The sequence below is a fragment of the Streptomyces sp. NPDC005303 genome, assembly GCF_040607335.1.
GTDB lineage: Bacteria > Actinomycetota > Actinomycetes > Streptomycetales > Streptomycetaceae > Streptomyces.
The window spans coordinates 284603-309668 of sequence record NZ_JBEXGM010000008.1; the positions used below are offsets into that span (position 1 = coordinate 284603).

The following is a 25066-nucleotide window of genomic DNA, read 5'->3' on the forward strand; positions in this document are numbered from 1 at the left end:
ACAAGGACACACGACACATGATCTGGTACCTACTGCTGGTGGCCGCCGTAGCGGGCGAGCGCGTCGCCGAACTCGTCGTCGCCCGCCGCAACGAACGGTGGAGCACCGCCCGCGGCGCGACCGTGAGCGGGCAGGGCCACTACCCGGCGATGGTCGCCCTCCACACCGGCCTGCTGGTCGCCTGCCCGGCCGAGGTGTGGCTCGCCGGCCGGCCCTTCCTGCCCGCCCTGGCCTGGCCGATGCTGGCCGTGCTGGCGGCCGCCCAGGCGCTGCGGTGGTGGTGCATCCACACCCTGGGGCCCCGTTGGAACACCCGGGTGATCGTCGTCCCCGGCCTGCCGCTGGTGACGAACGGCCCCTACCGGTGGCGGTGGCTGCGGCATCCGAACTACGTGGCCGTGGTCGCGGAGGGGCTGGCCCTGCCACTGGTCCACACCGCCTGGATCACCGCGGCGGTGTTCACGGTGCTCGACGCCGCCCTGCTCACCGTCCGCATCCGCTGCGAGAACCGGGCACTCGCCGCGGCGGCCACGCCGACCATGTCGGCTCCGGCGTGATCGACGTACTGGTGGCCGGCGGCGGACCGGCGGGCCTTGCCGCCGCCATCCACGCCGCGCTCGCCGGCCTGGAGGCCGTCGTCGTCGAACCCCGCGCCTCGCCCGTGGACAAGGCCTGCGGAGAAGGCCTCATGCCCAGTGGTGTCACCGCGCTGCGGGCCCTGGGCGTCGAGGGCGTCACCGGCCGCGAACTGCGCGGCATCCGCTACCTGGACGGCACCACCCACGCCGAGGCGTCCTTCCGTGGCGGTGGTGGGCTCGGAGTCCGCCGTACGACGCTGCACTCCGCACTGCACGAGCGCGCCCTCGGCCTCGGCGTGCGCGTGCTGTCGGGCAAGGTCGGCGAGGTCCGCCAGAACGGGGACACGGTCACCGCCGCCGGCACCACGGCCCGTTGGCTGATCGCCGCCGACGGCCTGCACTCCCCGGTGCGCCGCGGCCTGGGGCTGGAGCTGCCGGCCCGCCCCCACGGCCGCTACGGACTGCGCCGGCACTACCGCGTCGAACCGTGGACGGACTTCGTGGAGGTCCACTGGTCCCGGCACGGCGAGGCCTATGTGACACCGGTAGGCGACGAGCTGGTGGGCGTCGCGATCCTCAGCCGCGTCCGTCGCGGGTACGACGACCACCTGGCCGCCTTCCCGGCCCTCGCCGCATCTCTGCGCGGCCCGGTGACGACGGCGGTACGCGGCGCCGGACCACTGCGGCAGCGGGTGCGGCGCAGAGTCGCCGGCCGGGTCCTGCTCGTCGGCGACGCCGCGGGCTACGTGGACGCCCTCACCGGCGAGGGCATCGCGCTCGCGCTGGCCACGGCCGGAGCCGCCGTCCGCTGCCTGGCCACCGGGCGAGCGGACGCGTACGAGCGCGCCTGGGCCCGGCTGACCCGCCGCCACCGGCTGTTGACCGGGGCCCTCCTGGCCGCCGCCGGCCGACCGGGCACCGCCCGCCTCATCGTCCCCGCGTCGTCCCGGCTCCCCCCGCTGTTCTCGGCCGCCGTGCACGCGCTTCAATAGCGACGGCATGAGCGAGTGGCAGGTCCGCGGCGGGACGGTGCTGATCCGGGCCGCGAGCCAGGAGTATCGGTTCCTCGACGCATAGGGGCGGGTGTGCTCAGTGGTCGTACACCCGCACCCCCGTAAATTCTTCGCACGACCCGAGGAGATCCCCGATGCCCGACCGCCGCAAGGTTCTGTTCGTGACCGACCTCGCGTACCAGGCCCGGGGGCGGCGCTACTGCGACGAGGACATCTTCCTGACCTCCCGGCTGCGGAACGCCTTCGACATCGCCCTGTGCCACCCGCTGGACGCCGCCTCACTGATGGACGCCTTCGACGGGGTGGTGGTCCGTAACAGCGGACCTGTACTGCACTACGAGAAGGAGTACGACGCGTTCCGGGAGCAGGCCACGGCCCGCGGCACCCGGATCTACAACCCGCTGTCCGGCCGGGGCGACATGGCCGGCAAGCAGTACCTGCTGGACCTGACCGTCGCCGGATACCCGGTCATCCCCACCGTCGACCGGCCCGAGGACCTGCATCTGCTGCCCGAGGTCGGCCGGTACGCGGTCAAGCCGAAGGCAGGCGCGGACTCCATCGGCCTGACCTTCCTGCCCCGGGAGCAACTGGACGACCTCACGTACGGCGACGTCCTCGTCCAACCGCGCGTCGACTTCCGTTACGAGGTGTCCTTCTACTTCGTCGACGACGCCTTCCAGTACGCCCTCCACGCCCCCGACCCCGCGCGGCGCTGGGTCCTCGAACCCTACGAGCCCGTCGACGCCGACCTCGCCTTCGCCCGGCGCTTCATCGACTGGAACACCCTCGAGCACGGCATCCAGCGCGTGGACGCCTGCCGCACCCAGGACGGCGAACTGCTTCTCGTCGAGCTGGAGGACCTCAACCCGTACCTGTCCCTGGACCTGGTCCCCGAACGGACCCGCGACTCCTTCGTGGAGAGCATGACGTCGTCCCTCCACCGGTTCCTGGACACGCTGCCCCGCCCCTGAGGCGGCAGCGGCAGGCACCCTGACGCCGGCAGCGCACACGAACCCACTGGAGGGCCGCGTTGCGGCTCAGCCGCGTGGCCCCGAGCCGTGCAGGAGGGTGTCGATGACGAGCGTGACCAGTGCGTCCGGGTCCTGTGCGGCAGGGTCCTGCTCCGCGCCGGGCCTGTTGATGGCTTCGCTCAGCACGACGCCTGGATCACCCGTGCCGACCACCACCCGGTGGCCGAGGCCCTCACCCGCAGCTGCCGCTCGGCCGGTTTCGAGCCGCAGATCGCCTATGAGGCCCACGACTACCAGGAGGCCCAGGCCATGGTCGCCGCCGGCATCGGCGTCGCCCCCGCCCCCACCCTGGCACTGGAGGGCATCCGAGGAGGGGTCGGCGTCCTGCCGCTCCTGCCCCCCGCCCCCGGTGCACCGCATCCTCCTGGTACGCATGAGCGACCACGCCCTGACCCCGGCCGCCGAAGCCTTCGCGGACTTCCTGCGCGACAGCGCGGCGGCCGCGGGGCGATGAAGCGCCGCGTTCACCTGGGATCGAAGTCGGCCTCGCCCCTGCCATCCAGGCCGTCCTCGACCCCGAGCAGCGCCACGCACCCGGCCCTGCCGTTCGCCGTGCTCTCCGGTGGGCGGCCCGCTTACCGCGACACCTCATCGCGGCGTCCCTGAAAGCGCGATGCGCCATCCAGACGGTCGTTGCCGCACTCCTGCTGACCAGCCTCGGCCACGCGAGGAGCAGACGGCGGTGCCGCCCGTCGCCTACCGCCGTCGGAGCCGATCCGGCAGGCCCGGCGCCGAGTTCTATCGGCTCTCCTCGACCGCCTCGCGGAGGTGTCGGACAGCCTCGTTCACCATGCTGTCGGCGAGGTTGCCGTAGCCAAGGACCAGTCCGTGATCGGCGCGGTCGTCGGTGGCGTGATAGGCGGCGAGGTCGGCGACGCGCAGCGACCGGGCGGCCGCGGCTGTGACCACGGCCGAGGTGTCCACGGTGGTCGACAGGCGAAGGATGAGATGGAGACCGGCCGCGATGCCGGAGATCGAGGCACCGGGGAGCTGAGCGGTGAGGGCCCGGACGAGTGTGTCGCGCCGGTTGCGGTACCGGTGCCGACAGGCTCGAAGATGGCGATCGTAGGCGCCTGATTCCAGCAGCGAGGCGAAGGCGAGTTGGTCGGTGGTCGACGGCTGGGTGGCCACCTGGTCGATCTGGCGCAGCTGGTCGGTCCAGCGCGGGGGTGCCACCATCCAGCCGATGCCGAGTGCTGGGGACAGGGTCTTGCTGAGCGACTTGAACAGGACGACTCGAGACGGGTCCATGCCCTGAACGGCAGCAACCGGGCGACGGTCGTAGCGGAACTCCGCGTCGTAGTCGTCCTCCAGGACGACACCGTCCACTCGGCGGGCCCAGTCGAGCAGGGCCGCACGCCGCTCGGGGACGAGCACGGCTCCGAGGGGGAACTGGTGCGCCGGAGCCGTAAGCACGGCGCGCAGGCCCGGGCGCCCGGTGAGATCGTCGACGCGCAGTCCGCCGTCGTCCACGCGGACGGGCACCGGCTCCACGCCCGTGGCGCGGATCACCTCGCGCAGCCGAGTCCAGCCCGGTTCCTCACATCCGACGGCGGTGATGCCGTCGGCCAGCAGGGCCTGGCACATGCGCCTCACCCCATCGGTCACGCTCGCACACACCGTCACGTCCCGCGGCGTTGCGATGACGCCTCGGGAGCGGCCCAGGTACTCGGCGAGCAGCCGCCTGAGCCGGAGGTGGCCGCCGGGTGGCGGGTAGCCGAACTCCGTGAAGGCCGCGTTCGTCAGCTGGTCGCGGACGGCGTCGGCCCACCGGCGGCGGGGAAAGGCACGTAGATCCGGCAGGCCCGGTGCCAGGTCGAACCGGGCAGCGGGAGCATGGCGGTCCGCGGGGCGTTCGGCCTCGGTACCCGAGTCGTTCGACCACCGCACCCGGGTGGCGGAACCGCTGCGCGCTTCCAGGTAACCCTCGGCGACGAGCTGGCCGTACGCCTCGGTCACCGCCCACCGGGAGCAGCCGAGGTCGCCGGCGAGTTGTCGGCTGGGCGGCAGGGCGGTGCCGACCTCGATGCGGCCCTCCCGGATCGCCGACCGCAGCGCCCGCTTCACCCGCTCATGCAACGGTCCGTCACCGGGCCGACCCAGGTTGAGCAACAGCTCCCCGGCCAAATTGGTCTGTGATACCTGCACGCTATTGGACGGTAGCAGCGAGCCGTTTCTCAGTAGCTTGGAATGGCCGACACCGGGGACCACCAGTCGGCATCGACAAGCACTCGAGGAGGACGCGGTGGCTCTTGTGAGGCGTTCAACCCCGGCCCACCCCCTGTTCCGTCCCGTGTTCGAGGACTGGTACGCGAAGGCCGGTGCCTTCTCGGCACTGCCGGAAGCGCCCGTCGTGCCGGACGGCTCCCGGCCGGAGCGGGCCGTGAGGTCGCGATGGCCGACCCGATGGGCTCGTCGGGCGTGGGCGCCGTCCCGACCGGGATGGGGTCGCACAGGGTGACGAGCGAGGACATCGACTGACTCTGACTCCAGGAAGGACCTGGAGTCGCCGCGCACCGGACGGCTACGGCCGTGCCGGTGTGCCGCCATGCCGTGAGCGGGCCGTGCTCCCTCGACTTGCCGCCGAGCGCCTCGACGTGGACAGCCAGGGCGTCGACCTCTCCGCACTCCGGCCGCCCCCACTCGATGCGCGAGACGCGGGCCTGAGCTGACCTACGGCGCTCCGCGACTCGGCGAGGCGATGGACACGGGAAGCATCGCGACCATGGCGGGCAACCCGCTCGACAAGGGCCGCCTGATCTGGATGGCCAAGGCCACCGTCCCGCTGACCTTCGTCCACACCTCCGAGCTCGCGGCGTACCTGGCGGCCGCCGTCGACGCCGAGGCAGACAACGGTAAGCGCGTCGACATCGGCTGGGACCGTCCGGTCAGCATGCGCGAGGTGGCCGACCTGATGGGCAACCGAGCCGGAAAGAAGATCAAGGTGCGGGCCGTGCCCTCCGCCGTCACCCGCGCCGCAGGAGCCACCGTCGGCCGCTACGTCGCCGAATCCCGCCGCCAGGAGCAGCTGTTCGGCCCCGTACCCACGGCCGAGGACGCCCTCGCCCGGTACACCGACGAACTGGGCACGGCGCAGCACCGGTGACGGGCCCGCATGCCGGTCCGGCCGACCGGGCGGCGCCCAACCGGTGAGTGGGAGGAACCGCTCCGACCGTCACCGCGCAGCTACCCGGCACCCAGAACCGTCATCCAGCGCCACTGGGTGAACTGCTCCAGGTTGGCGGTGCCGCCGATGCGGGAGCCGTTGCCCGATGCTCCCATCCCGCCGAACGGGGCGTTCGCGGCGTCCTTGGCGGAGACGTCGTTGAGGTGCACCATGCCGGTGCGCAACCGCTCGGCGACGACCGCGGCCCGCGACACCGAACGGGAGTGCACAGCCGCAGTCAGGCCGTATTCCGTGTCGTTGGCGATCTCGACGGCCTCCTCGTCGGTGCGGAACGCCACGACAGGGGCGACAGGCCCGAAGATCTCCTCGGTGAAGGCGGGCATGGTCCGCTCGACGTGGTCCAGAACGGTGGGCGGGTAGAACAGCCCGTCCCGGCGTCCGCCCGTCAGCACCCGCGCCCCGGCGGCCACGCTCTCGTCCACGATGCGTTCGATCCTCACGGCCTGGCGCTCGCTGATCACGGGCCCGAGGGCCACACCCTCCTCGCGGGGGTCGCCGACCCGCAGCGCCTCGGTCTGCCTGATCAGCGCCTCGGTGTACGGCGCCACGAGGTCGGCGTGCACCAGGTGACGTCCGGCGGCGACGCAGGCCTGTCCCTGATAGCCGAAGGAGCTCATCGCACCGGCTGCCGCGGCGGAGTCGATGTCCGCGTCGTCGAGCACGACGATCGAGTTCTTGCCACCCAGTTCCAGGGCCACCCGCTTGAGCCCGTCGCCCGCGGCGCGAGCGACCGCCCGCCCAGCCTCGGTGGAGCCGGTGAACACGACCATGGCGACATGCCGATCAGCCACGACCGCCTCACCGGTGCCGGGGCCTCCGGGCAGGACATGGAGCAGCCCCTCGGGCAGTCCGGCCTCCTCGAACAGCCGCGCCACGACGACACCGCCGGACACCGGTGTGTGGGGATCGGGCTTGAGCAGAACGGCGTTGCCCAGCACCAGCGCGGGCGCCAGGGCCCGCATGGCGAACAACAGAGGGGCGTTCCAGGGGTTGATGACTCCGACCACCCCCAGCGGTACCCGCCATGCGTAACTGGTCTGGCCGGGTGCCGGCGGGCTGAGGATCTCGCCGCGGGGCAGCGACGCGAGTCCGGCGGCCTGCGCCAGCTGGCTGTGTCCGGCCGCGATCTCGTAGTCGCCCTTGGCCGGGACGCCTCCGGACTCCCTGACGATCCACTCACGAATCGCCCCGCGATGGTCGCGCAGTGCCCGATCGGCGCGGAGCAGGACCTCGGCGCGCTCCTGCGGTGCCCTCTCGGCCCAGGCCCGTTGAGCTCGGGCGGCCATGGCCCCGGCCCGGGCGACATCCGCGGGCGCTGCCACACCCACCTCTGCCAGCCGCTCTCCCGTGGCGGGTTCGTTCACCTGCTGAACCCCGCCCTCGGACTGCCGCCAACCGCCGCTGTAGATCTTTCCGGTCCATTCGGCCGCGTCCGGCCATGTCTCCTCGCCGGTGACAGTCATGGCACGGCCCTCCAGCCCCGGTGCATGGATACTTCGTTACATATCCTTAATCAGGATATATGTCCCACTACCTCTCATCTGTTGCTCGTGGCCGGGCCGGGACGCACGGTGGAGAGACCGAAGTGAGGGCGCATGAACACGATGACGGGCTCCAACACCGGCGGCGACGACCGGTCTGCGTGGCGGCCGGACGACCCCATCGACGAGTCGGCCACGGCCGGAGCCGGCGTGGACTCGAACGGCATCGTGACCCGGTGGAGCGAGGGAGCACGACGGCTGCTCGGATACCGGTCATCCGAAGTCATCGGCCGGCCCGCGGCTTCGCTGTTGGCAAGGGAGGCTCCCGCCGAGACGCTTCGTTCCCTGAAAACGCTGCCGAGGTGGAACGGGACGGCGACTCTCCTGCATCGGGACGGCCACCACCTCGCGGTAGACCTTCTGGCCCACCGCCGGGAGCCCGACGGCGAGGACGCAGGACGCGGCGAGTGGCTCCTGGTCTCCCCCCTGGCCCGGTCGCCGTCGCCGCTCCACGACGATGCGCTGGTGATGTGGGCGTTCACCCGCTCCCCGTTCACGACGGCGCTCTACGACACCGGCCTGCGGCTGCGGCGGGCGAACGCGGACATGGAGCGGGTGATGGGTCTGCCCGAGGCGGCGATGCAGGGTCTGCGCGTATCGGAGATCGTGGTCGACCCGGAGAGCGACCGGACGGAACAGTGCATGCGGCGGGCGCTGGAGACCGGCGAACAGCAGCATCTGCAGCAGTCCCTGCACCTGGCGGGCCACGAAAGCCAGACCGTCTGGACGACTTTGCTCACCCCCGTACGGGACGCCGAGGGCGAGATACGGGGGGTGCTCCTCTCCGCACACGACGTGACCGAGGAACACCTGGCCAAACAGCGCCTGGCCCTGCTCAACGAGGCCAGCATCCGCATCGGCAGCACCCTGGACCTCGCCCGGACCGCCCAGGAACTCGCCGATGTGGCCATCCCCCAACTCGCGGACTTCGTCACCGTCGACCTGCTTCCCGCCATCGAAGGCGGCGACGACCCGCGCGCCGGCTCGCCACCCAGCCCCGTCATGCTGCGCCGTGTCGCCTACCAGTCCGTGCTGGAGGGCTGCCCCGAAGTCGTGGTGAAGCGCGGAACGGTGGCCGCGTACCCGGACGATTCGACTGCGGCCAGGTGCCTGACCAGCGGCCGGCCGCTGATCGAGAACGTGACCGCTTCCGCGATGGACCGGGTGGCGAGCCAGACCCCGGACCGGGCCGAGCGGATGCGGCGCTACGGCTTCCACTCCGTGCTGGCCGTGCCGATGCGCGCCCGCGGCATCACCCTCGGCGTGGCCACCTTCTCCCGCCACCGGCGCCCGGAACCCTTCGAGCAGGACGACCTGCTCCTGGGCGAGGAGATCACCGCCAGGGCCGCTGTCTGCATCGACAACGCCCGCCGCTACACCCGCGAGCGCCGCACCTCCCTCACCCTGCAAAGCAGTCTCCTGCCGATGCGGCTGCCCCCGCAGGCCGCCGTCGACGTCGCCTCCCGCTATCTCCCGGCCAGTACGCAGGCCGGTGTCGGCGGCGATTGGTTCGACGTGATCCCGTTGTCCGGCGCCCGGGTCGCGCTCGTCGTCGGCGACGTCGTCGGCCACGGCATCCAGGCGTCGGCTGCCATGGGACGACTGCGTACCGCCGTGCGCACCCTTGCCGATGTCGACCTCCCTCCCGACGAACTGCTGACCCACCTGGACGACATGGTCATTCGCCTGTCCGCCGAGACCGAAAGCGAGGTCGGCACCGCCGGCGACATCGGCGCGACCTGCCTGTACGCCGTCTACGACCCGGTCTCCCGGCGCTGCGCCATGGCTCGCGCGGGCCACCCCGTACCCGCGCTGGCGACCCCGGACGGCGAGGTGGTGTTCCCCGACGTCCCTGCGGGCCCTCCGCTGGGGCTGGGCGGCCTGCCCTTCGAAGTCACCGAGATCGAGCTGCCCGAAGGAACCGTTCTCGCGCTGTACACCGACGGCCTCATCGAGGCCCGCGGCCGCGACCTCGACGAAGGCCTCGACGCACTGCGCGGGGTCCTGGCCCGGCCGGCCCGGTCCTTGGAGAGCACCTGCGACACCGTGCTCCAGACTCTTCTCCCGGACCAGCCCGCCGATGACGTGGCGCTGCTGATAGCCCGCACCCGCGCCCTGGACGCGGCCCATGTCGCCACCTGGGATGTGCCGCCCGATCCCGCAGCGGTCGCCGCGGCGCGCAAGAACGCCACCCGGCAGCTGACCGCCTGGGGCCTGGACGAGGCCGCCTTCGTCACCGAACTGGTCGTCAGCGAACTCGTCACCAACGCCATCCGTTACGGCGGCGCCCCCATCCAGCTCCGGCTCATCCGCGACCGCAACCTCATCTGCGAAGTCTCCGACGCCAGCAACACCAGCCCCCACCTGCGCCGCGCGCGAACCTTCGACGAAGGCGGCCGCGGCCTGCTCCTGGTCGCCCAGCTCACCCAGGGCTGGGGCACCCGCCAGACGTACACCGGCAAGACGATCTGGGCCGAACAGACCCTCTCCCCGCATTCCCCACCGTCGACGGAGACGGACTGACCGGTACGGCAGTCCTGTTGCCCAAGTTGCCCAAGTTGCCCTTCGCTACACGAGTGGGAAAGTGGAATACAGAGACTGACGATCCCGTCGTTGCAGCCCGCGGAGTCGCATAAGGGGTGACGGTGATGGCAGATGCCCAAGAGAGCGGCTTGCAGCTCTCCCAGATGATTGCGGCACTCCGCGACGAACTTGAACTGGCCCAGCAGAATGCGGAAGAAGCAAATCTGCGATTCGGCATTTCTGGCGTCGAAGTCGAAGCCACCGTCCAGGTATCCAAGGAGTGGGAAGGAAAGGGCGGTGTGAAGTTCTGGGTCATCGAGGCGGGTGGCGGCCGAACGAGCGGTAATTCCACTAGCCAGCGGATCAAGCTGGATCTGACCGTACCCAACGGTCTGCGCATCGCCGACCCCAAGGGGAACGTGCAATGACGCGTATGAATGCCGAGTGTCTGGTGTGCGTCGAGACAGCCGAACAACGCGGTTCCGGTTACCTGCTGGCACCCAACCTCGTCCTGACGGCAGGGCATTGCGTCGAGTCGGCGGGCACCCAGGTCGAGGTCAAGAGGTTCGAGCGCCACGCGGACGGTCTGTACGGCCTGACACACCCGCGCACCTTCCGGGTCGAGGTGAATGGCGAGAACGGCTCCCCAGGCGAACAAGAAGTCGATTTTGCGCTGCTGACCAGTACCGACGAGGATCCGTTCGCCATAGGTGAGAGCACTTCGTCCGACGACGTACGACTGGGCCGTCTCGTCGGCATGGCCGCCGTTCCGGCACAGGCCTTGGGCTTCCCCAGGGCGCAGGTCGGATCGAGCCGCATGAACGTCGAGGACGCCCGCGGCACCATTCGTCCGCTGGCCGGCGCCCGCTCGGCCAGTGATTCCGGCGTCTTGACAGAGAGGTTGAACTTCCAGGTCGAGACCGGGGCGCCGACGAGCCGTCCGGGAGCATCCCTGTGGAGTGGCATGTCCGGCTCGGCCCTGTTCAGCGGCGACCACCTCGTGGGTGTCATCGTGGAAGACCGCGCAGCCATGAACGGTCGATTGCATGCCGTCCCTGCCGGCCGGATATTCGGCGAGCAGGGCCGCCCGGACGCGAACCAGTGCCTCAACCGGGCACTCGGGCTCGAACCGGCGACACCCGTGAAGCCGGACCCCGTATGGGCAGGCGGTGACGTTCTGCGACCGCCTTACGAGCCCATGCCGATGCGGTACCAGTGGTCGGAGGCCGACCTCCTGCGGGCCCGCCACGATGTCGTGCCTTTCCGGGGCCGGAAGGAACAGCTCAGGGAGCTGATCGAATGGTGCCAGGGAAACACCGAGCGGCGCGTGTACGCGCGGCTGCTGTCCGGGGACGGTGCGGTGGGCAAGACCCGTCTCGCCCGGGAGTTGTGCCGTCGGATGAGCGACAAGGGCTGGATCGCGGGAATCATAGATCCCGTCGATCTTTTGCGCGTTGGCTTCTCCCAGCTCCTGGACCTGCCGGAACGTCGGCTGGTGGTCGTCGACGACGCCGATGCATATACCGGCCAACTGAAAACCCTCCTCGACGAGGCCATGAAAGATCGAAGTAGCCATCCCCTGCGGATACTGGCTATTGCCCACAGGGACGACCAATGGTGGCAGGCGCTCAGACGGCGGTACGAGGCGCTCCTGGAGGAACGGGACCCCCCACTCCTTACCGCTCCGGAATACGAAGAACGGAAAATTGTCTACGACGCCGCTCTGGGATCCTTCACCTCTTGGTACGAGCAGAAGGAAGCAAAACAGAAGACAGCCGCCGACCAAGTGAACGGAAATGCCCGGCCGACGCAAGAGCAGGTGAATCAACAAGAGGACGGACCGAATCTGGAAGAACCCGCCTTCGCCAGCTACCTGCTCGTCCTCATACAGGCTCTTGTGGACGCGCGCGCACGTATCGGAATTGAGGAGAGCACTGCGGTCGTAGGCGGCCCCCGGCCGATCTCCCTGCGGGCGGCACTGCTGGATTATGCCCTTGATGTGGAGCGGGAAGCGTGGCGAAAGACGGCCCGCCAAGCAGGGCTGTATGACGATCCGGTGCTTCTCGAACGTGTCGTTGCCGTCTCCAGCCTGGCAGTGACCGATCACTCCGTAGAAGGTGCGGGTGAGAGCGAAGCCGCGCGCCGACTGCGGCTGGTGCCTGATCTCGCCGACGAACCGGAGTGGCGTCGGCGCGCGTTCGCCCGCTGGCAGTACACACAGTTCAGCGGGGAGGGCTACCTGCGTACCCTCCAGCCGATGCGCCTTGCCAATCGCCTGGAAAGCAAGGTGATTGCGGCATTCCCGGAGTTGGCCATGCAGCTGCTCGATGTCGGGAGAACCTGCGACGGCACGCCCCGGACTCCTGCCGCACAGGCACGCCAGGTGCTCAACGTGCTTCAACTGCTGCAGTTCACCATGGCAGACGACGACAGGCCCGCAGACCGAACCGACGACACGCATCCGGCGGCGCAGCCGGACACGGAACAGTGCAAGGCGCGTCAGGCCTTGACAGCGGCGCTCCATCAGCATGCGGCCGCCCTGGTCCGGTTGGTCAAAAGTGTCGCACGCGCGGATCAGGACGACTCCGCGCGTCCCATCGGCACATCGCTGGCCGCGGCACTCGACTCCACGCTCCGCAGGGAGTCGGCGCAGGAGGTCGCCGCCCAGGTCCTGCGGGAGTTCGACGTGATCTGCCCCGATGCCATGCTCGAGCTGGCAACCGCCGTCGCGGAACACGCGGTGCAGTTCCACCGGCGCGCCTCCGGACCGCCCACGGAGGAGAACCGCAGAGAACTGGCTCGGGCCCTGCAACGGTGGTCGCTGTACCTGGCCTGTTCGGGCCTGCGCATCCGGGCGCACGAAGTCGCCGGGCAAGCCGTGGACACCTATCACGCGCTGCAACAGCTCAGTCCGTCCGAGGACCACGATTTCTACCTGGCCGAGGCGCTCAAGGAACTCGCGGACCGGCTCGTGGACATCGGACGGTTCGAGGACGCCGACAACTGCGCCCGTGACGCCGTGCGGCGCCTGGAGGCGCTGTTCCAGCAAAATCGGACCCGCAGGCACGCCTTCGGTCTGGTGAAGGCCTTGTGCACCCTGGCCACGGCAGCCCACAGCATCGGGCGCCAGCGCGAGGCCTTGCAGGCGGCGACCGAGGCATGTGAACTGATCGAGCAGTTGCCGGAGACGCGCCAAGGCGACGCCGAGTACGAGCCGGACGAGATCCAGGGCATGAAGGCGTTCGCGTTGCGCGTCCACGCCTGGCAGCTCGGCGCGAGCGGACATGTCGACCAGGCGGTGGCGAAGGCCATCGAGAGCGTCGAGACGTACGAAGCTCTGCGCGAAAGGCATCCCGGCCTGTGGAAGCGAGACGTCGCCGAAGCCCTGTCCGTCCTCGGCGTCCAGCACGCCGCCAGGGAGGAATGGCAGGAGTGCGTTGCCCAGCTCAGCAAAGCCGTGGACGGTCATTACAACGCCCTGGAGCGGGAGTACCGCGAGGCCGTGCGACCTCAACACGCCCTCGCGCTGGGCCGGTTGGCGGAGGCGTACCTGAGCAGCGCGCGTTCCCGGCCGGCCGAGATGCGGCACGAGGACCTGCAGAAGGCGCTGGAGTACGTCAAGCAGGCCTTGGACCAGTACGAGAAGATGCACAAAGAGGACAGCTGGGCCAACCGCGTCCATGAGGCGCGGACAAGCTGCCTGCAAGCGGAGATACTGCTCGAGCTCGGCACCACGGACCGCCAGTCCGGTGTCACGGCCGCCGGCCGGCAGAGCTTCGAGCGGGCCGAGGCCGCAGCACGGAGGGCCCTGTCCCTGTACGACGAGCTGGACGTACGCGCCTGGAAGCTCAGGTTTGACAGAGCCTGCGCACAAGCAGTGATGGCCAAGGCGTACGGAGGCCGGGGCCGTCCCCGAAGCAAGGTCCTGCGCGCGCACGAGCAGGCCAAGCAAGCATTCGCCCGGCTCGAGACCGAGGAGCCGGGGCGAGCCGAGGACGAGGTGCGGAAGATCGAGAGCACCATCGAGAGCCTCAAACAAGCGGGCCCACCCGTCCAGGCCCGCGCGAAGGTCTCGGCGAACCGGTCGGGCAAGCGGCGCAAACGTCACCAGCCGAACCCCCGCCTCAGGAGCCGTCAGAGCACACATGCGCGTCGGAGACACCGGTGAAGCCACCGTGGACCGGCACCGGACGACGCGACCCGCGCCGACATACGCGCGGTCCTGGTCACCACCCGTCTGCCCGACAACGGGCAGCAAAATGAACGGGGGCCTCGCCGGGCTGCGCCGACCGGGTGGGCAGACTGACGGTGACGAGGGCTCCGCCCGACGGGTGGTTGGCGAGCCTCACCTGCCCACCGTGGGCCGCGGCGATCGCGCCGACGATAACCAGGCCGAGCCCGCCGGCACGCGCGTGGGCGAGGGGGGTCGTAGGCGGCCGGCCGAGCATGGCGGGCGAAAAGCCCCTGCCCATGTCGTGTACGCGTACACGCACCACGCCGTCCGCGTGTTCGGCGCCGAGGGTGATGCGGCCCGGTCCGGTGGGGCCGGAGTGCCGCAGGGCGTTGTCGAGGAGGTTGTGCAGGACTTGGCGCAGCCTTACCGGATCGAGATCGGCGGTTGCTTCGGGGCCGCCGGGAGCCTCTACGACGATCGTCGCGCCCTCGGCGGTCGCGCGGACGCGGAAGGCCTCGGCCCCGTCCGTGAGCAGCCGCGGCAGGGACACCGGCTCGCGGCGCAGCGGCAGCCGGCCCTGTCGGGTGCGGGCGAGGACAAGGAGATCCTCGGCGAGACCGACGAGCCGGTCGGTCTCGGCGGCGGCGGAGCGTAGGGCGGCATCGAGTTCCGTGCGGTCGCGCGGGCGTGCCGTGGCCAGTTCGAGCTGGGCCCGCAGCAGTGCCAGCGGGGTGCGCAGCTCGTGTCCGGCCATGTCGACGAAGCGGTGCTCGCGCTCCAGCGCCTCCTGCAGGCGCGCGAGCATGGCGTTGAGGGTGTGCGCGAGCCGGGCCAGTTCGTCCCCGGTCGGCGGGACGGTCAGGCGCCGTTCCGGCTCGGCCTCGGAGATCGCGGCGGCCTCCCGGCGGATGCGCTCGACCGGACGCAGGGCAGCGCCCGCGAGCAGCCAGCCCGCGTACGAGGACGCCGCCAGGGCGAGCGGGCCGCCGATGAGGAGCAGGAGCAGCAGTCGGTCCAGTGCCTCCGCACGGTCGCCGAGCGGCGCGCCCACGACGAGGACGGCGGGCTGTGCGACCGTCCCCGGCAGACGGACGGGCAGCGCGAGCAGCCGGGCAGGGTCGTCGATGCCCACGACATGACGGCTGAGGAAGACCGGCTCGGTGACGGTCCGTGTGGTGCCCTGGGGCAGCATCGGCGCGGCCGCGACGGCCGGGGTCGTCTCGACGACGTCACCGTACGGCGTGAGGATCTGGCCGAACGACTCGTCGGCGTCGATGAGTCCACGGCCCGCGTCCAGCGGAGCCCGTTCGCGCCGGTCCAGCGCGCTGACGGTGGCCGCGGCCCGTGCCCTCAGGTCGAGGTCGACGGCGCGGGTCAGTTCGGTGCCCATCCGTGTGTAGAGGAAGGCGCCCAGGGCGGTCAGCACCACCGCCATCGCCAGGCACGAGGCGAGGGTGAGGCGGAGCCGGACGGGGAGCCTAGCCAACAGGGTGCGCATGATCCGCGTGGTCCTTGCGGTCGTCTCTCAGCCAGTAGCCGGCGCCGCGGGCGGTGCGCAGCGACTGCCGTCCGAAGGGGCGGTCGATCTTCTGCCGGAGGTAGCCCACGTACACCTCCACGACGTTCGAGTCCGCGTCGAAGGTGAAGTCCCAGACGTGTTCGATGAGTTCGGCCTTGGACAGCACCTGTCCGGGCCGCCGCATCAGGCACTCGAGGAGCGCGAGCTCCTTGGCCGTCAAGGTGATCGGCGAGCCGTCCCGGGCCACGGAACGGGCTGCGGGATCGAGGGTGAGATCGCCGACGGTGAGCACGGCGGGCCGTTCGCGGGCACCCCGGCGCATCAGCGCACGCAGCCGGGACAGCAGTTCGGCCAGCGCGAACGGCTTGACGAGGTAGTCGTCCGCGCCCAGGTCCAGGCCGCGCACCCGGTCCTCGACGGCGTCCCGTGCGGTCAGCAGCAGGACGGGCGACCACCGGCCGCCGGCGCGGATCTCACGGAGCACCCCGAATCCGTCGGTGTCCGGCAGCATCACGTCCAGGACGATCACGTCGTAGTCGGTCTCCCCGGCGTACCAGAGGCCGTCCTCGCCGGTGGCGGCCACGTCGACCGCGAAACCGTTCTCCGCCAGGCAGCGCCGCAGCAGCTCCGCCATGGGTGCTTCGTCCTCGACCACGAGAATCCGCATGGCGCCCGCCTCCTCGCGCAGACCCTGCTTGTGTCCAGCGTAGTGGGGGGTGGCTAAGGGGACGCTGAGTCCGTCCGAGCGGACCCCGGGACCCGCGGAGACCGTTTCAGCGTCTCCTTAGCCACTCGCGAGCAGGCTCGAAGCCACAGTTCGACGAGGGAGTCCCCGATGATCGGCAAGGGCATGACACGCAGAGCACTGGTCCGCACCGCCGCCGGCTGCACGGCCGCGGTCGCGGTCGCGCTGACGGCCTGCTCATCCGGTTCCGGAAGCCCGGGCCATCAGCCCTCGGCGCCCACGACGAGAATCAGCCCGGATCCCCGCAGCTTCTCGGCGACCGTCGACAACCCGTGGTTCCCGCTGCCGCCCGGCCGGACGCTGGTCTACAGCGGTATCAAGGACGGTGAGAAGTCGACGGAGTACCTCACCGTCACCCGCGAGACCGAGAAGATCACCGGCATCCCCTGCCGCGTCGTCGAGGACCGCCTCTACACCGGCCACAGCCTCCAGGAGGCCACCCGCGACTACTACGCACAGGACGCCACCGGCAACGTCTGGTACTTCGGCGAGGACACCGCCGAACTCGACGCCCACGGCAACATGCTCTCCACCGAGGGCACCTGGCACGCCGGCCGTGACGGCGCCCGCCCAGGCATCTTCCTGCCCGCCCACCCCGTCCCCGGTGCCGCCGGACAGCAGGAGTACTACCCCGGCCAGGCCGAGGACCGCTTCCAGGTCCTGGACCTGACCTCCCGGGTGTCCGTCCCGTACAAGACATTCACCGGGGCCCTGCGCACGAAGGAATGGACACCGCTGGAGCCCGGCGTCGTGGACAACAAGTACTACGTCAAGGGCATCGGCACCGTGAAGGAGGTCACCGTCAAGGGCGGCCCCTTCGAGGAGAACGTACTGACCGCTGTCAGAGGCTAGGACCCGCTGGACCGGACCCGGCGCTCGAACAGCCGGGCCGGCTCGGCACGCAGCGGGGGCGACGCGGCGTGCAGTCGCCCGTCGCTGGGCTGGGACGGGTACGACGCCTTCCTGCCTGAGCAACCAACCGCCGTACGTCCCGGACCGCTACCGGGCGTTGATCGGACGCCTCGCGGGATCGGCTCAAGTCCGCGTGTACCACGAGGTGTTCGACGCCGTCCCGGTCGAGCACCGGCGCCGCCGGCCTCGCCGTGAGGCGAAGCGCGACGGTGCTGGTGTTCAGAGCCGGTGGCCGAGGCGGCCGGGTGCCGGCGTCAGCTCCTGGTCCACTGCTGGTTGCTGCCGCCGTTGCAGTACCAGACGTCGACCGACGTGCCGTTGCCGGTGCCCGCTCCGGCCGCGTCCAGGCAGAGCGCCGGGTTCGCGACGCTGGTCACGGAGAGGTCCGCGTTCACGTTCCACTGCTGTGCCGCCGTACCGGTGCAGTCGGTGATGATCGCGGGGTCTCCCGCCGTGGTTCCGGTACCTCCGACCGTCAGGCACTTGTTGCCGTAGACGGTGAGTTGCTTGTTCGTGTCCCAGTTCCAGGACTGGTTGCCGCCGGCGTTGCAGTCCCAGAGGTCGAGCTGGGTGCCGTTGGCCGTGCTGAAGCCGGGCACGTCGACGCAGCGGCCCGAGCCCACTCCGCGCAGGACCTCACCGGGAGGCGCGGGGGGCAGGTCGTTGACCGGCGGGGTCTTGCCGAAGCCGTAACCCCAGCGCAGCAGCGCGACTCCGGTGGCGCTGTTGTCCACGAGGTTGCCCTCGGAGTCCAGCGACTCGATCGAGTAGGAGTCGCCGAAGCGCAGGCCCGGCCAGTACACCAGTCCCATCCCCTTGCTGCGGGCGGTGTTGGCCACGGACGCGAGGTACGAGGTGTAGATGTTGCCGTTCCACGCGCCGTAGTTCAGGCCGATGGTCATCGGGGAGCCGGCCTCGTCGATGATGGTCCGCTCGGCGTACTTGCCGATCCGGGCTTCGAGGTCGGCGGTCCAGTCGGACTGCTGGGTGTAGCTGTTCCAGAACCCGTAGAAGTGCAACGACAGCAGGGTTCCGCGCAGTTCGCGTGCCGCGCCGACGCCGGTGACGTTGTCGTTGTAGCCGGTACCGCTGATCACGACACGGCCGCGCGGGACGTCCTTGTGCTGGGCCAGCCAGCCGCCGGTGACGGACACCCACTGGTCCAGGGTGTAGCCGTGCGGCTCGTTCATGGGCTCGAAGTAGACCCGTGGGTTGTGCTTGTACTCCCGCACCACGGTGTTCCACATCGTCTTCCAGGCGGCCGGGTCGTCCACCAGGCCGTCCTTGCTGGAGTCGGCCTCCCAGTAGCTGACGATGACCTTGTCGCCGTGCGCCGTGGCCGAGTCGATCGTCGCCCGGTACGACTTCCACCAGGTGGTGCCCACGGTGGCCGGGTTGATCGGCAGTCGCAGCGTGTTGGCGCCCAGGTTCTTCTTGAAGCCGCGCACCATCCTGTCCGTGGTGCGGTACACGGTGCGGTAGTCGTCGGTCACCGACAGCCCGCTCGGCACCACGGCGTCACTGGCGTAGTTGTCGCGCGGGTCGGCCCAGTTCACTCCGCGGAAGTCACTGGTGCCGCCCTTCGACGTGGGCTGCACCGACGCGGGCGAGGCGGCCTGGGTCTCGGGAGCCTGCTGGGCGAGGGCGGGGCCGGGGGTGGTCAGCAGCATGAGTGTCGCGCCGAGGCCGGCCATGAGGACGGTGGCCAGTCTTCTCGACCTCGTCGGGGTCTTTGTCATGTCGTCTCCAGTGACGGGAAAACGTGGAGGGCGGAGTGCGGGTTCGTCACCTGAGCCGAGGCACTGATGAATTTGATGAACCTGATGAACCTGGGTCCGGGTGCAGACCTGGACCCCGTCAGAACCGGCCATGTTTACGTAACCATGGCGGAGATTGGCACAGCGCCCCCGCGAGTGACAAGACCCCTGACAGTGGAAGATGGCCTGCATGACAAGGTCTGCCGCGTCCCACGAGGTCGACGCCCCCGCGCCGCCGACCACGCTGTATCTGGTCAAGCAGTTGGAACTGGCCGTACGCGCGCGGCTGGACGAGGTGTTGCGGCCGGTGTCGATCACGCCGCCGCAGTACGCGGCCCTGACCGTCCTCGAGCGCCGCTCCGATCTCAGCACCGCGGAGCTCGCCCGCAACTCCTTCGTCACCGATCAGAGCGCGGCGGACATGGTCGCCGTGATCGAGGAGCGCGGCCTCGTCACACGCGTACCCGACCCGCGGGACCGCCGCCGACGTGTCCTGCGGCTGACCGGCGCGGGACGGGAACTGCTCGACCAGGTGCGCGAGGACGTGGAGGGCGTCGAGGCGGCGATGCTCTCCCCACTCACCGCGGACGAACACACGGATCTGCGCCGCTACGTCACCCTCTGCCGGTCCGCGTTGTCCAGCACGCCTCCGCAGTGACCGTCCCGGACGGGTGACGGGCGGGCTGTCGTCCGCCCGCCACCCGCGGCCGGCTCGGAAGGAGTGTCACCGGCCGGGCTCGCCCAGTCCCCCGACCAGGCGCGGCACGGCGAAGGGCACGTAGCGGGCAGCGGTGCTGTCGGCCAGGTCCAGCGAGGCTGCCGCGGCGTTCAGCTCGGCCGGGGCCGTGATGTCGCCCCAACGGCCGGTGTCCAGACGGTGCTCCAGCGCGTGCAGGGCCGTGATGGTCTCGGCCGGCTGGAACGCGCAGTGGCCGGTGCCGTTGATGTAGGCCTGCCGGAGCAGACTCCCGCTTCCGGCCCGCTTGACCTGTCGGGCGTACCAGTTCTCCTGCTCGACCGGCACCAACTGGTCATGGATGGTGTGGATGTTCAGCTCGGGCACGGCCAGGTGCCCGGTCACCATCGACGTGCGGGCCAGCGTGGCCACCGCCTTCGGGTCGGCGTGGATGTCGGCGTCCCGGGTCAGGGTCGCCAGGTCCGCGCGCAGGTCCAGTCCTGCCGCCCGGTAGAGGGCCCGCACCTGGTCGGCGTGCGTGCTGCTCGCCAGGGCCGCGGCGAAGTCCACACCGGCGGTCCAGGAGCTGTTGCCGCCGGCGGCCAGCTCGATCTGCGGCCGGGCGCCCTCGTAGCGGCTCCACCCGGGGCCGACCAGGGCCTGCTGCTGCTGAACCTCCTGGGCCTCGTAGTCGCGGGGACCGGGCGCGGCGGCGCCGGTGTACCAGGTCGGCTCGTTGACGAGGGCGGCGGCCAGGGCGATCCGGGCACGCCCTTGCGGGGTCTTCTGAGCGTCGGTGGTGACCTGGTTGAGGGCGGCGACTGCGGCGGTGGCGTCGTCGGCGTTCTTGTAGTCGACCAGCTGGATCGGCTTCGGGGACAGCAGACGCGATGCCGCGTACTCACCGGCGAGTTGGTAGTTGTTGAGGTTCAGCGCGCCGGCCACCAGGCCGCAGGTGGTCAGCGTGCCGTCGATCCGGCCGTGGGCCTTCTGGGTCTCCAGCGCGCTGACCAGGCCGCCCATCGACTGCCCCCACGCGATCGTGCGACGCGGCTCGCCGACGATCTTTCCGATGGCCTCCAGGGACCCGAACTGGTCGTCGACCGCGGAGGACAGGGCCCACAGCGAAGGGCCCGAGTAGGAAGACCCGACCATCGCGTAGCCCGCGGCGAGGAGGTCCTTCTTGGTGGCAGGGTTCGGGGCGTTCTGCGCCACCATCGAGGAGTAGCCGTGGCTGAACAGGATCATGGTGCCGTTCCAGTTGGCCGGGACATCGGCCACCCAGGTGGCGCCGTCGGCCAACGTGCCGCTGTAGCTCTGGGGCGCCGTGTCGGCCTGAGCCGCCCCGGCCGGCGACACCACGCCCCCGACGACGGCCGTGACGCACGCCGCCCTCGCCCATCGCGAACCCAACCGTCGCATGGACAACTCCCTTCCGGCGAGCCGCTGTACGCGCCCCGCGTGCCGATGAGACCGCGGCCACCGTGACACACCATCAACAGAGATGTACAGGATTCCTGTGCATTTTTGGCCGCAGCGACACCGGCCATGGCGGGCATGCGACATGATCCGAAGACGGCGGCCGATGGAGGCGCCGGAATTGGCCCGGACGAGGTCGACAGGCTCCAGCCCGGTACGGATCCCACCCCGGTCCCCTCCGTCCGGCCTGCTCCCCGACGACCGGGGATCCGCGTCCTGACCGGCGTCTCCCACAAGGAGACCGACTGTCCGGACCGAGATCGCCGGACCGCTGCTCCACCAAGGAGGCGAGGTACTCCAGCAGGGCGGCCCGCCCGGTCCGTGCAGCGTCCGCCGCGCGGGCCGCCGTACCCGCTGATCGCGCCGGCGGCCCCGTCCGCGAGCCGGTCCGCGGCGCCCAGCTCCTCCAGGCACCGTGTCACCACCGCCCCCACGGCCGGACGCAGACGCTCCATCCGGCCGGGACCGAACGCCGCGACAGCAGTCGGCGGAACCGGTCGTGCTCCTGCTCCGCCGGATCACGACAGCGCACCCGCCCACGGGTCGGGCCCCGAAAGCACAGCGGCGCCACCCGGCCTCTCGCTCCGAAACGTGGCACGAAGAGCGCGGACGAGATCCCTACGAAGTCGCTGCCCACCGCCGACGAATTTCCGGTGCGACCGACGCCGACTTGAGGGTCGTGGGCCTGCCCGGTTTTGGAGAAGACCTGGGTGGGCCGAACCTTGTGGGGCTGTCTTCCGCGCGCGTAGCGTGTGTCGTGGCCTGGTGCCTGTGAGGTGTCGCCAGGGCGACATCGGTGAAGGGGCTGACCCGCCAGGCGAAGGTGCGGAGCGCGTTGCGCGTCTGATCACCGGGGGTTGTCGTGGTGACGTTCAGACTTCTCGGGCCCGTCGAGTTATGGGGCCGAGGCCCGATCGACGTGGGTCCTCCGCAGCGGCGGAGCGTGATGGCGGCGCTCGCGGTGGACGCCGGCCGGGCAGTGCCGCTTGAGACACTGATGAGGCGTGTGTGGGGTGAGGATCCGCCGGAGGGGGCCCGTCAGGCGCTGTACGCACATGTGGCCCGTATCCGACGGGTGTTGGCAGCCACCGGGGCCGTTCGCACGCCGGGCCTGCTTCGGCGGAACGGCGGTTACCTGCTGGACATCGACTCCGAAGACGTGGACCTCCACCGGTTTCACCGCTTGGTCGCCGATGCCCGCAGAGCCGGCCGGGGCGACGCCGAACAGGTGACGATACTCCGCGAGGCCTTGGACCTGTGGCGCGGGGAGCCGCTCGCGGGACTGTCCGGGGAGTGGGTGTCGCGGATGCGCGACACCTGGCAACGGCAGCGGCTGGACGCGGTCACGGCGTGGGCCAACGCGGAGACGGCAGTGGGCAACCACGCGGTGGTGATCGACCGGGTGCCCGAGCTGATCGACCAACACCCGCTCGTGGAGCCGCTGGTGGCCGTGTTGATGCGGGCACTGTACGAGGCGGGGCGCGGTTCCGAGGCTCTGGAGTGCTTCGCCGAGACCCGGAAGCGGCTGGCCGATGAACTGGGCGCCGATCCGGGGACCGAGCTCCGGCGACTCCACCGGTCGATCCTGCGGGGTGCCCCCGAGCCGGCCGAGGTCACGGATCCGCCGCCCTCAACACGTCCGCGGTCCGCGCCTGTTCTGGCGCGTCTGCCCATGGACGTACCCGCTTTCACCGGCCGGGAGGAGGAGCTGGCCCAGCTCGACAAGATCCTCGCGGAGGGCTTGGGCAGCCCTGCGGGGGCGGTGGTCTCGACCCTCTCCGGGACCGCGGGTGTAGGGAAGACGGCTCTGGCCGTCCACTGGGCACACCGGGTGGCCGACTGGTTCGAGGACGGCCAGATCTACGTGAACCTCCATGGTTTCGAGCCTTCGCGGCCACCCGTGACCCCGGCGGAGGCGCTGCCCCGGCTGCTGGAGACGTTGGGCGTGCTCCCACAGCACATGCCGGTCAGCCCGGAGGCGCAGGCCGGGCTGTACCGGAGCCTGCTGGCGGGACGACGGATGCTGGTGATGCTCGACAACGCACGGGACGCCGAACAGGTACGGGCGTTCCTGCCCGGCAGTCCGGGGTGCTTCACCCTGGTGACCAGCCGGAATCGGCTCTCCGGCCTGATCGCCCTGGAAGGCGCCCGGAGTCTTGTCCTGGATGTGCTGCCCGCGACGGAGTGCCGGCGGCTGCTCGCTCGCCGGACAGGGGCCGAGCGCGTGATGTCCGAACCGCTGGCGGTGGACGAGATCGTGAGCCGCTGCGCGCGGCTGCCGCTGGCCCTGGTGGTCGTGGCGGCCCGCGCGGCGATCGAGCCGGGGCTCGGCCTGGCACGGCTCGCCGCCGAACTCCGGGACGCCCAGGACTCCCCCGACGGGCTGGACAGCTTTGGCAACGAGGACACGCGGGCGGACATACGGGCCGTGTTCTCCTGGTCGTACGGCACCCTGAGCGCTCAGGCCGCCCGGGTGTTCCGGCTGCTCGGCGTACACCCCGGCCCGGACATCAGCGTGCCCGCCGCCGCGAGCCTGGCCGGGCTCCCCGTCCGGCACGCGGGCCGACTGCTGACCGTACTGGCCGACAGCTGTCTGGTCACGGAGCACTCGCGCGGCAGATACGTACTCCACGACCTGCTGCGGATGTACGCCGCCGAACTCGCCGGCACCGCGAACGCCGCGGACGAGACGCAAGCGGCGGAAGACCGCTTGTTCGGCCACTATCTGCACTCCGCCCACTCCGCGGACCGCATGCTGGATCCGCACCGCGACCCGATCGCGCTGCCGCCCCCGGTCCCCGGCGTCTCCCCCGAACACGCCGCGGACCACGGAGAGGCCCTTGCCTGGTTCACAGCCGAGCACCCCGTGCTCCTCGCGGTGGCGCACCGGTCGGGCATCACCACGCAGGGGCCGGATGCCCCGACCTGGCAGCTGACCCGCGCCCTGACCACGTTTCTACAGCGCCGCGGCCACTGGTCCGACTGGGCCACGGCCCAGGAGGCCGCGCTGGACGCCGCACTGCGCTCGGCCTCCCCGGCCGGGGAGGCCGAGGCCGGGGAGGCCGAGGCCCGCAGCGGCCTCGGCCGTGCCTGCACCCGCCTGATGCGACTGGACGACGCGCTCACCCACCTCGCCCGCGCCCTGGATCTCCACCAAGCCCTCGGCAACCGCACCGAGCTGGCCCACACCCACCTCGACCTGGCCCGCCTGCACGCCCGACGGGACACCTACCCCGAAGCCCTGGCCTGTGCCCAGGAGGCCCTGGACCAGTACACCTCCTTGGGCCATCGGACCGGACAGGCCCGGGCCCTGAACTCGGTCGGCTGGTACCACTCGCAGCTCGGCGACCACCGCCAGTGCCTCGCGTTCTGCGGGCAGGCGCTGGAGCTCTTCACCGAACTCGGCGTCCGCGACGGGCAGGCGGACACCTGGGACAGCCTCGGCTACGCTCACCACCACCTCGGCGACCACCGCCGGGCCGCGGCCTGCTACGACAACGCCGTCGCGCTGTTCCACGGTCTCGGGGACCGCTACTACGAGGCCGACGTACTCGCCCACCTCAGCGAGAGCAACCGGGCCGCCGGCGAGGCCGACGCGGCACGGCGGGCCGCCCGGCGCGCCGCGGACATCCTCGACGAACTCGGCGTCCCGGACTCGGACGGCATCCGCGCCCGGCTGCGCCGCCTCGGCCTGCCGGCCGGCCCCTGACAGGTCCCCCTCGGCATCCTCTGAGCCGACAGCCGACCGACGGGCCTGCGCGAACGCCCGGATCTTTTCACGGCCGGCCGTGGGCCCAGTGGTTCCGAAGGAAGGCTCCCGCCCGGCCCCTTCGGCCAGGGCCTCCGCGTGGACCGGGCCGGGGTCGCCCGGCCCGGCCCTCGGCCTGCGTACGACAGGCAGCGTGTCCGCACGGCGGGCCCCCCGGCGGGG

At 70.8% G+C, this 25066-nt stretch carries 16 protein-coding genes and 1 pseudogene; 11 read left to right on the forward strand and 6 right to left on the reverse strand.

The window, feature by feature from the left end; genetic code table 11:
* Nucleotides 1–17 precede the first annotated feature (17 nt).
* The 4 genes and pseudogenes from ABZT93_RS15550 to ABZT93_RS15565 all read left to right on the forward strand — a co-directional run.
* Nucleotides 18–557 carry an isoprenylcysteine carboxylmethyltransferase family protein gene (locus ABZT93_RS15550; protein WP_356104200.1) on the forward strand — a complete coding sequence of 180 codons (540 nt, stop codon included), beginning with the start codon at nt 18–20 and terminating at the stop codon, nt 555–557.
* Entirely contained in the window at nt 554–1570 is a 1017-nt protein-coding gene (locus ABZT93_RS15555) for an FAD-dependent monooxygenase (protein WP_356104202.1), read from the forward strand. The genes ABZT93_RS15550 and ABZT93_RS15555 overlap by 4 nt, the downstream gene beginning before the upstream one ends.
* Nucleotides 1571–1725: 155 nt before the next feature.
* The gene (locus ABZT93_RS15560) at nt 1726–2562 is read left to right on the forward strand and encodes a hypothetical protein (RefSeq protein WP_356104204.1); all 837 of its coding nucleotides are present in this window, start codon (nt 1726–1728) and stop codon (nt 2560–2562) included.
* 174 nt (nt 2563–2736) lie between these two features.
* A pseudogene (locus tag ABZT93_RS15565) lies at nt 2737–3076 on the forward strand (LysR substrate-binding domain-containing protein); the annotation flags it as partial.
* A gap of 284 nt (nt 3077–3360) precedes the next feature.
* On the opposite strand, the gene ABZT93_RS15570 reads toward ABZT93_RS15565, so the two are convergent.
* Nucleotides 3361–4770, reverse strand: a complete 1410-nt coding sequence (locus ABZT93_RS15570) for a PLP-dependent aminotransferase family protein (RefSeq protein ID WP_356104206.1) — start codon at nt 4768–4770, stop codon at nt 3361–3363.
* Nucleotides 4771–5323: 553 nt separating this feature from the next.
* Between ABZT93_RS15570 and ABZT93_RS15575 the strand changes: the two genes are divergently transcribed.
* Nucleotides 5324–5728: a hypothetical protein gene (locus ABZT93_RS15575; RefSeq protein ID WP_356104209.1), complete on the forward strand. Its 405-nt coding sequence runs from the start codon at nt 5324–5326 to the stop codon at nt 5726–5728.
* Nucleotides 5729–5808: 80 nt separating this feature from the next.
* Here the strand turns inward: ABZT93_RS15575 and ABZT93_RS15580 are convergent, their stop codons facing one another.
* A complete protein-coding gene (locus tag ABZT93_RS15580) occupies nt 5809–7272 on the reverse strand; it encodes an aldehyde dehydrogenase family protein (RefSeq protein ID WP_356104212.1) in 1464 nt (487 codons plus the stop codon).
* 132 nt (nt 7273–7404) lie between these two features.
* Between ABZT93_RS15580 and ABZT93_RS15585 the strand changes: the two genes are divergently transcribed.
* The 3 genes from ABZT93_RS15585 to ABZT93_RS15595 all read left to right on the forward strand — a co-directional run bounded on the left by ABZT93_RS15585 (nt 7405) and on the right by ABZT93_RS15595 (nt 14041).
* Entirely contained in the window at nt 7405–9873 is a 2469-nt protein-coding gene (locus tag ABZT93_RS15585; protein ID WP_356104215.1) for a SpoIIE family protein phosphatase, read from the forward strand.
* Nucleotides 9874–9998: 125 nt separating this feature from the next.
* On the forward strand, nt 9999–10301 hold the full coding sequence (locus ABZT93_RS15590; RefSeq protein ID WP_356104217.1) for a trypco2 family protein: 303 nt from the start codon (nt 9999–10001) through the stop codon (nt 10299–10301).
* Nucleotides 10298–14041, forward strand: a complete 3744-nt coding sequence (locus tag ABZT93_RS15595; protein WP_356104220.1) for a hypothetical protein — start codon at nt 10298–10300, stop codon at nt 14039–14041. The genes ABZT93_RS15590 and ABZT93_RS15595 overlap by 4 nt, the downstream gene beginning before the upstream one ends.
* A 58-nt stretch (nt 14042–14099) precedes the next feature.
* On the opposite strand, the gene ABZT93_RS15600 is transcribed toward ABZT93_RS15595, so the two are convergent.
* Together ABZT93_RS15600 and ABZT93_RS15605 are read right to left on the reverse strand one after the other, a co-directional pair.
* On the reverse strand, nt 14100–15545 hold the full coding sequence (locus ABZT93_RS15600; protein WP_356104223.1) for an ATP-binding protein: 1446 nt from the start codon (nt 15543–15545) through the stop codon (nt 14100–14102).
* Nucleotides 15526–16233: a response regulator transcription factor gene (locus ABZT93_RS15605; RefSeq protein WP_356104225.1), complete on the reverse strand. Its 708-nt coding sequence runs from the start codon at nt 16231–16233 to the stop codon at nt 15526–15528. Before ABZT93_RS15605 ends, ABZT93_RS15600 begins: the two co-directional genes overlap by 20 nt.
* A gap of 183 nt (nt 16234–16416) precedes the next feature.
* Here ABZT93_RS15605 and ABZT93_RS15610 point away from each other — a divergent pair, with 183 nt between their 5' ends.
* Nucleotides 16417–17163, forward strand: coding sequence for a hypothetical protein (locus tag ABZT93_RS15610; protein WP_356104227.1), 747 nt, complete (start codon nt 16417–16419; stop codon nt 17161–17163).
* 314 nt (nt 17164–17477) lie between these two features.
* Here the strand turns inward: ABZT93_RS15610 and ABZT93_RS15615 are convergent, their stop codons facing one another.
* On the reverse strand, nt 17478–18962 hold the full coding sequence (locus ABZT93_RS15615) for a ricin-type beta-trefoil lectin domain protein (RefSeq protein WP_356104230.1): 1485 nt from the start codon (nt 18960–18962) through the stop codon (nt 17478–17480).
* A gap of 208 nt (nt 18963–19170) precedes the next feature.
* Here ABZT93_RS15615 and ABZT93_RS15620 point away from each other — a divergent pair, with 208 nt between their 5' ends.
* On the forward strand, nt 19171–19638 hold the full coding sequence (locus ABZT93_RS15620) for a MarR family winged helix-turn-helix transcriptional regulator (protein ID WP_356104233.1): 468 nt from the start codon (nt 19171–19173) through the stop codon (nt 19636–19638).
* Between the two features lie 66 nt (nt 19639–19704).
* On the opposite strand, the gene ABZT93_RS15625 is transcribed toward ABZT93_RS15620, so the two are convergent.
* Nucleotides 19705–21078, reverse strand: coding sequence for an alpha/beta hydrolase (locus tag ABZT93_RS15625; RefSeq protein ID WP_356104236.1), 1374 nt, complete (start codon nt 21076–21078; stop codon nt 19705–19707).
* Nucleotides 21079–22054: 976 nt separating this feature from the next.
* Here ABZT93_RS15625 and ABZT93_RS15630 point away from each other — a divergent pair.
* On the forward strand, nt 22055–24844 hold the full coding sequence (locus ABZT93_RS15630) for a BTAD domain-containing putative transcriptional regulator (RefSeq protein ID WP_356104238.1): 2790 nt from the start codon (nt 22055–22057) through the stop codon (nt 24842–24844).
* Nucleotides 24845–25066: the final 222 nt, after the last annotated feature.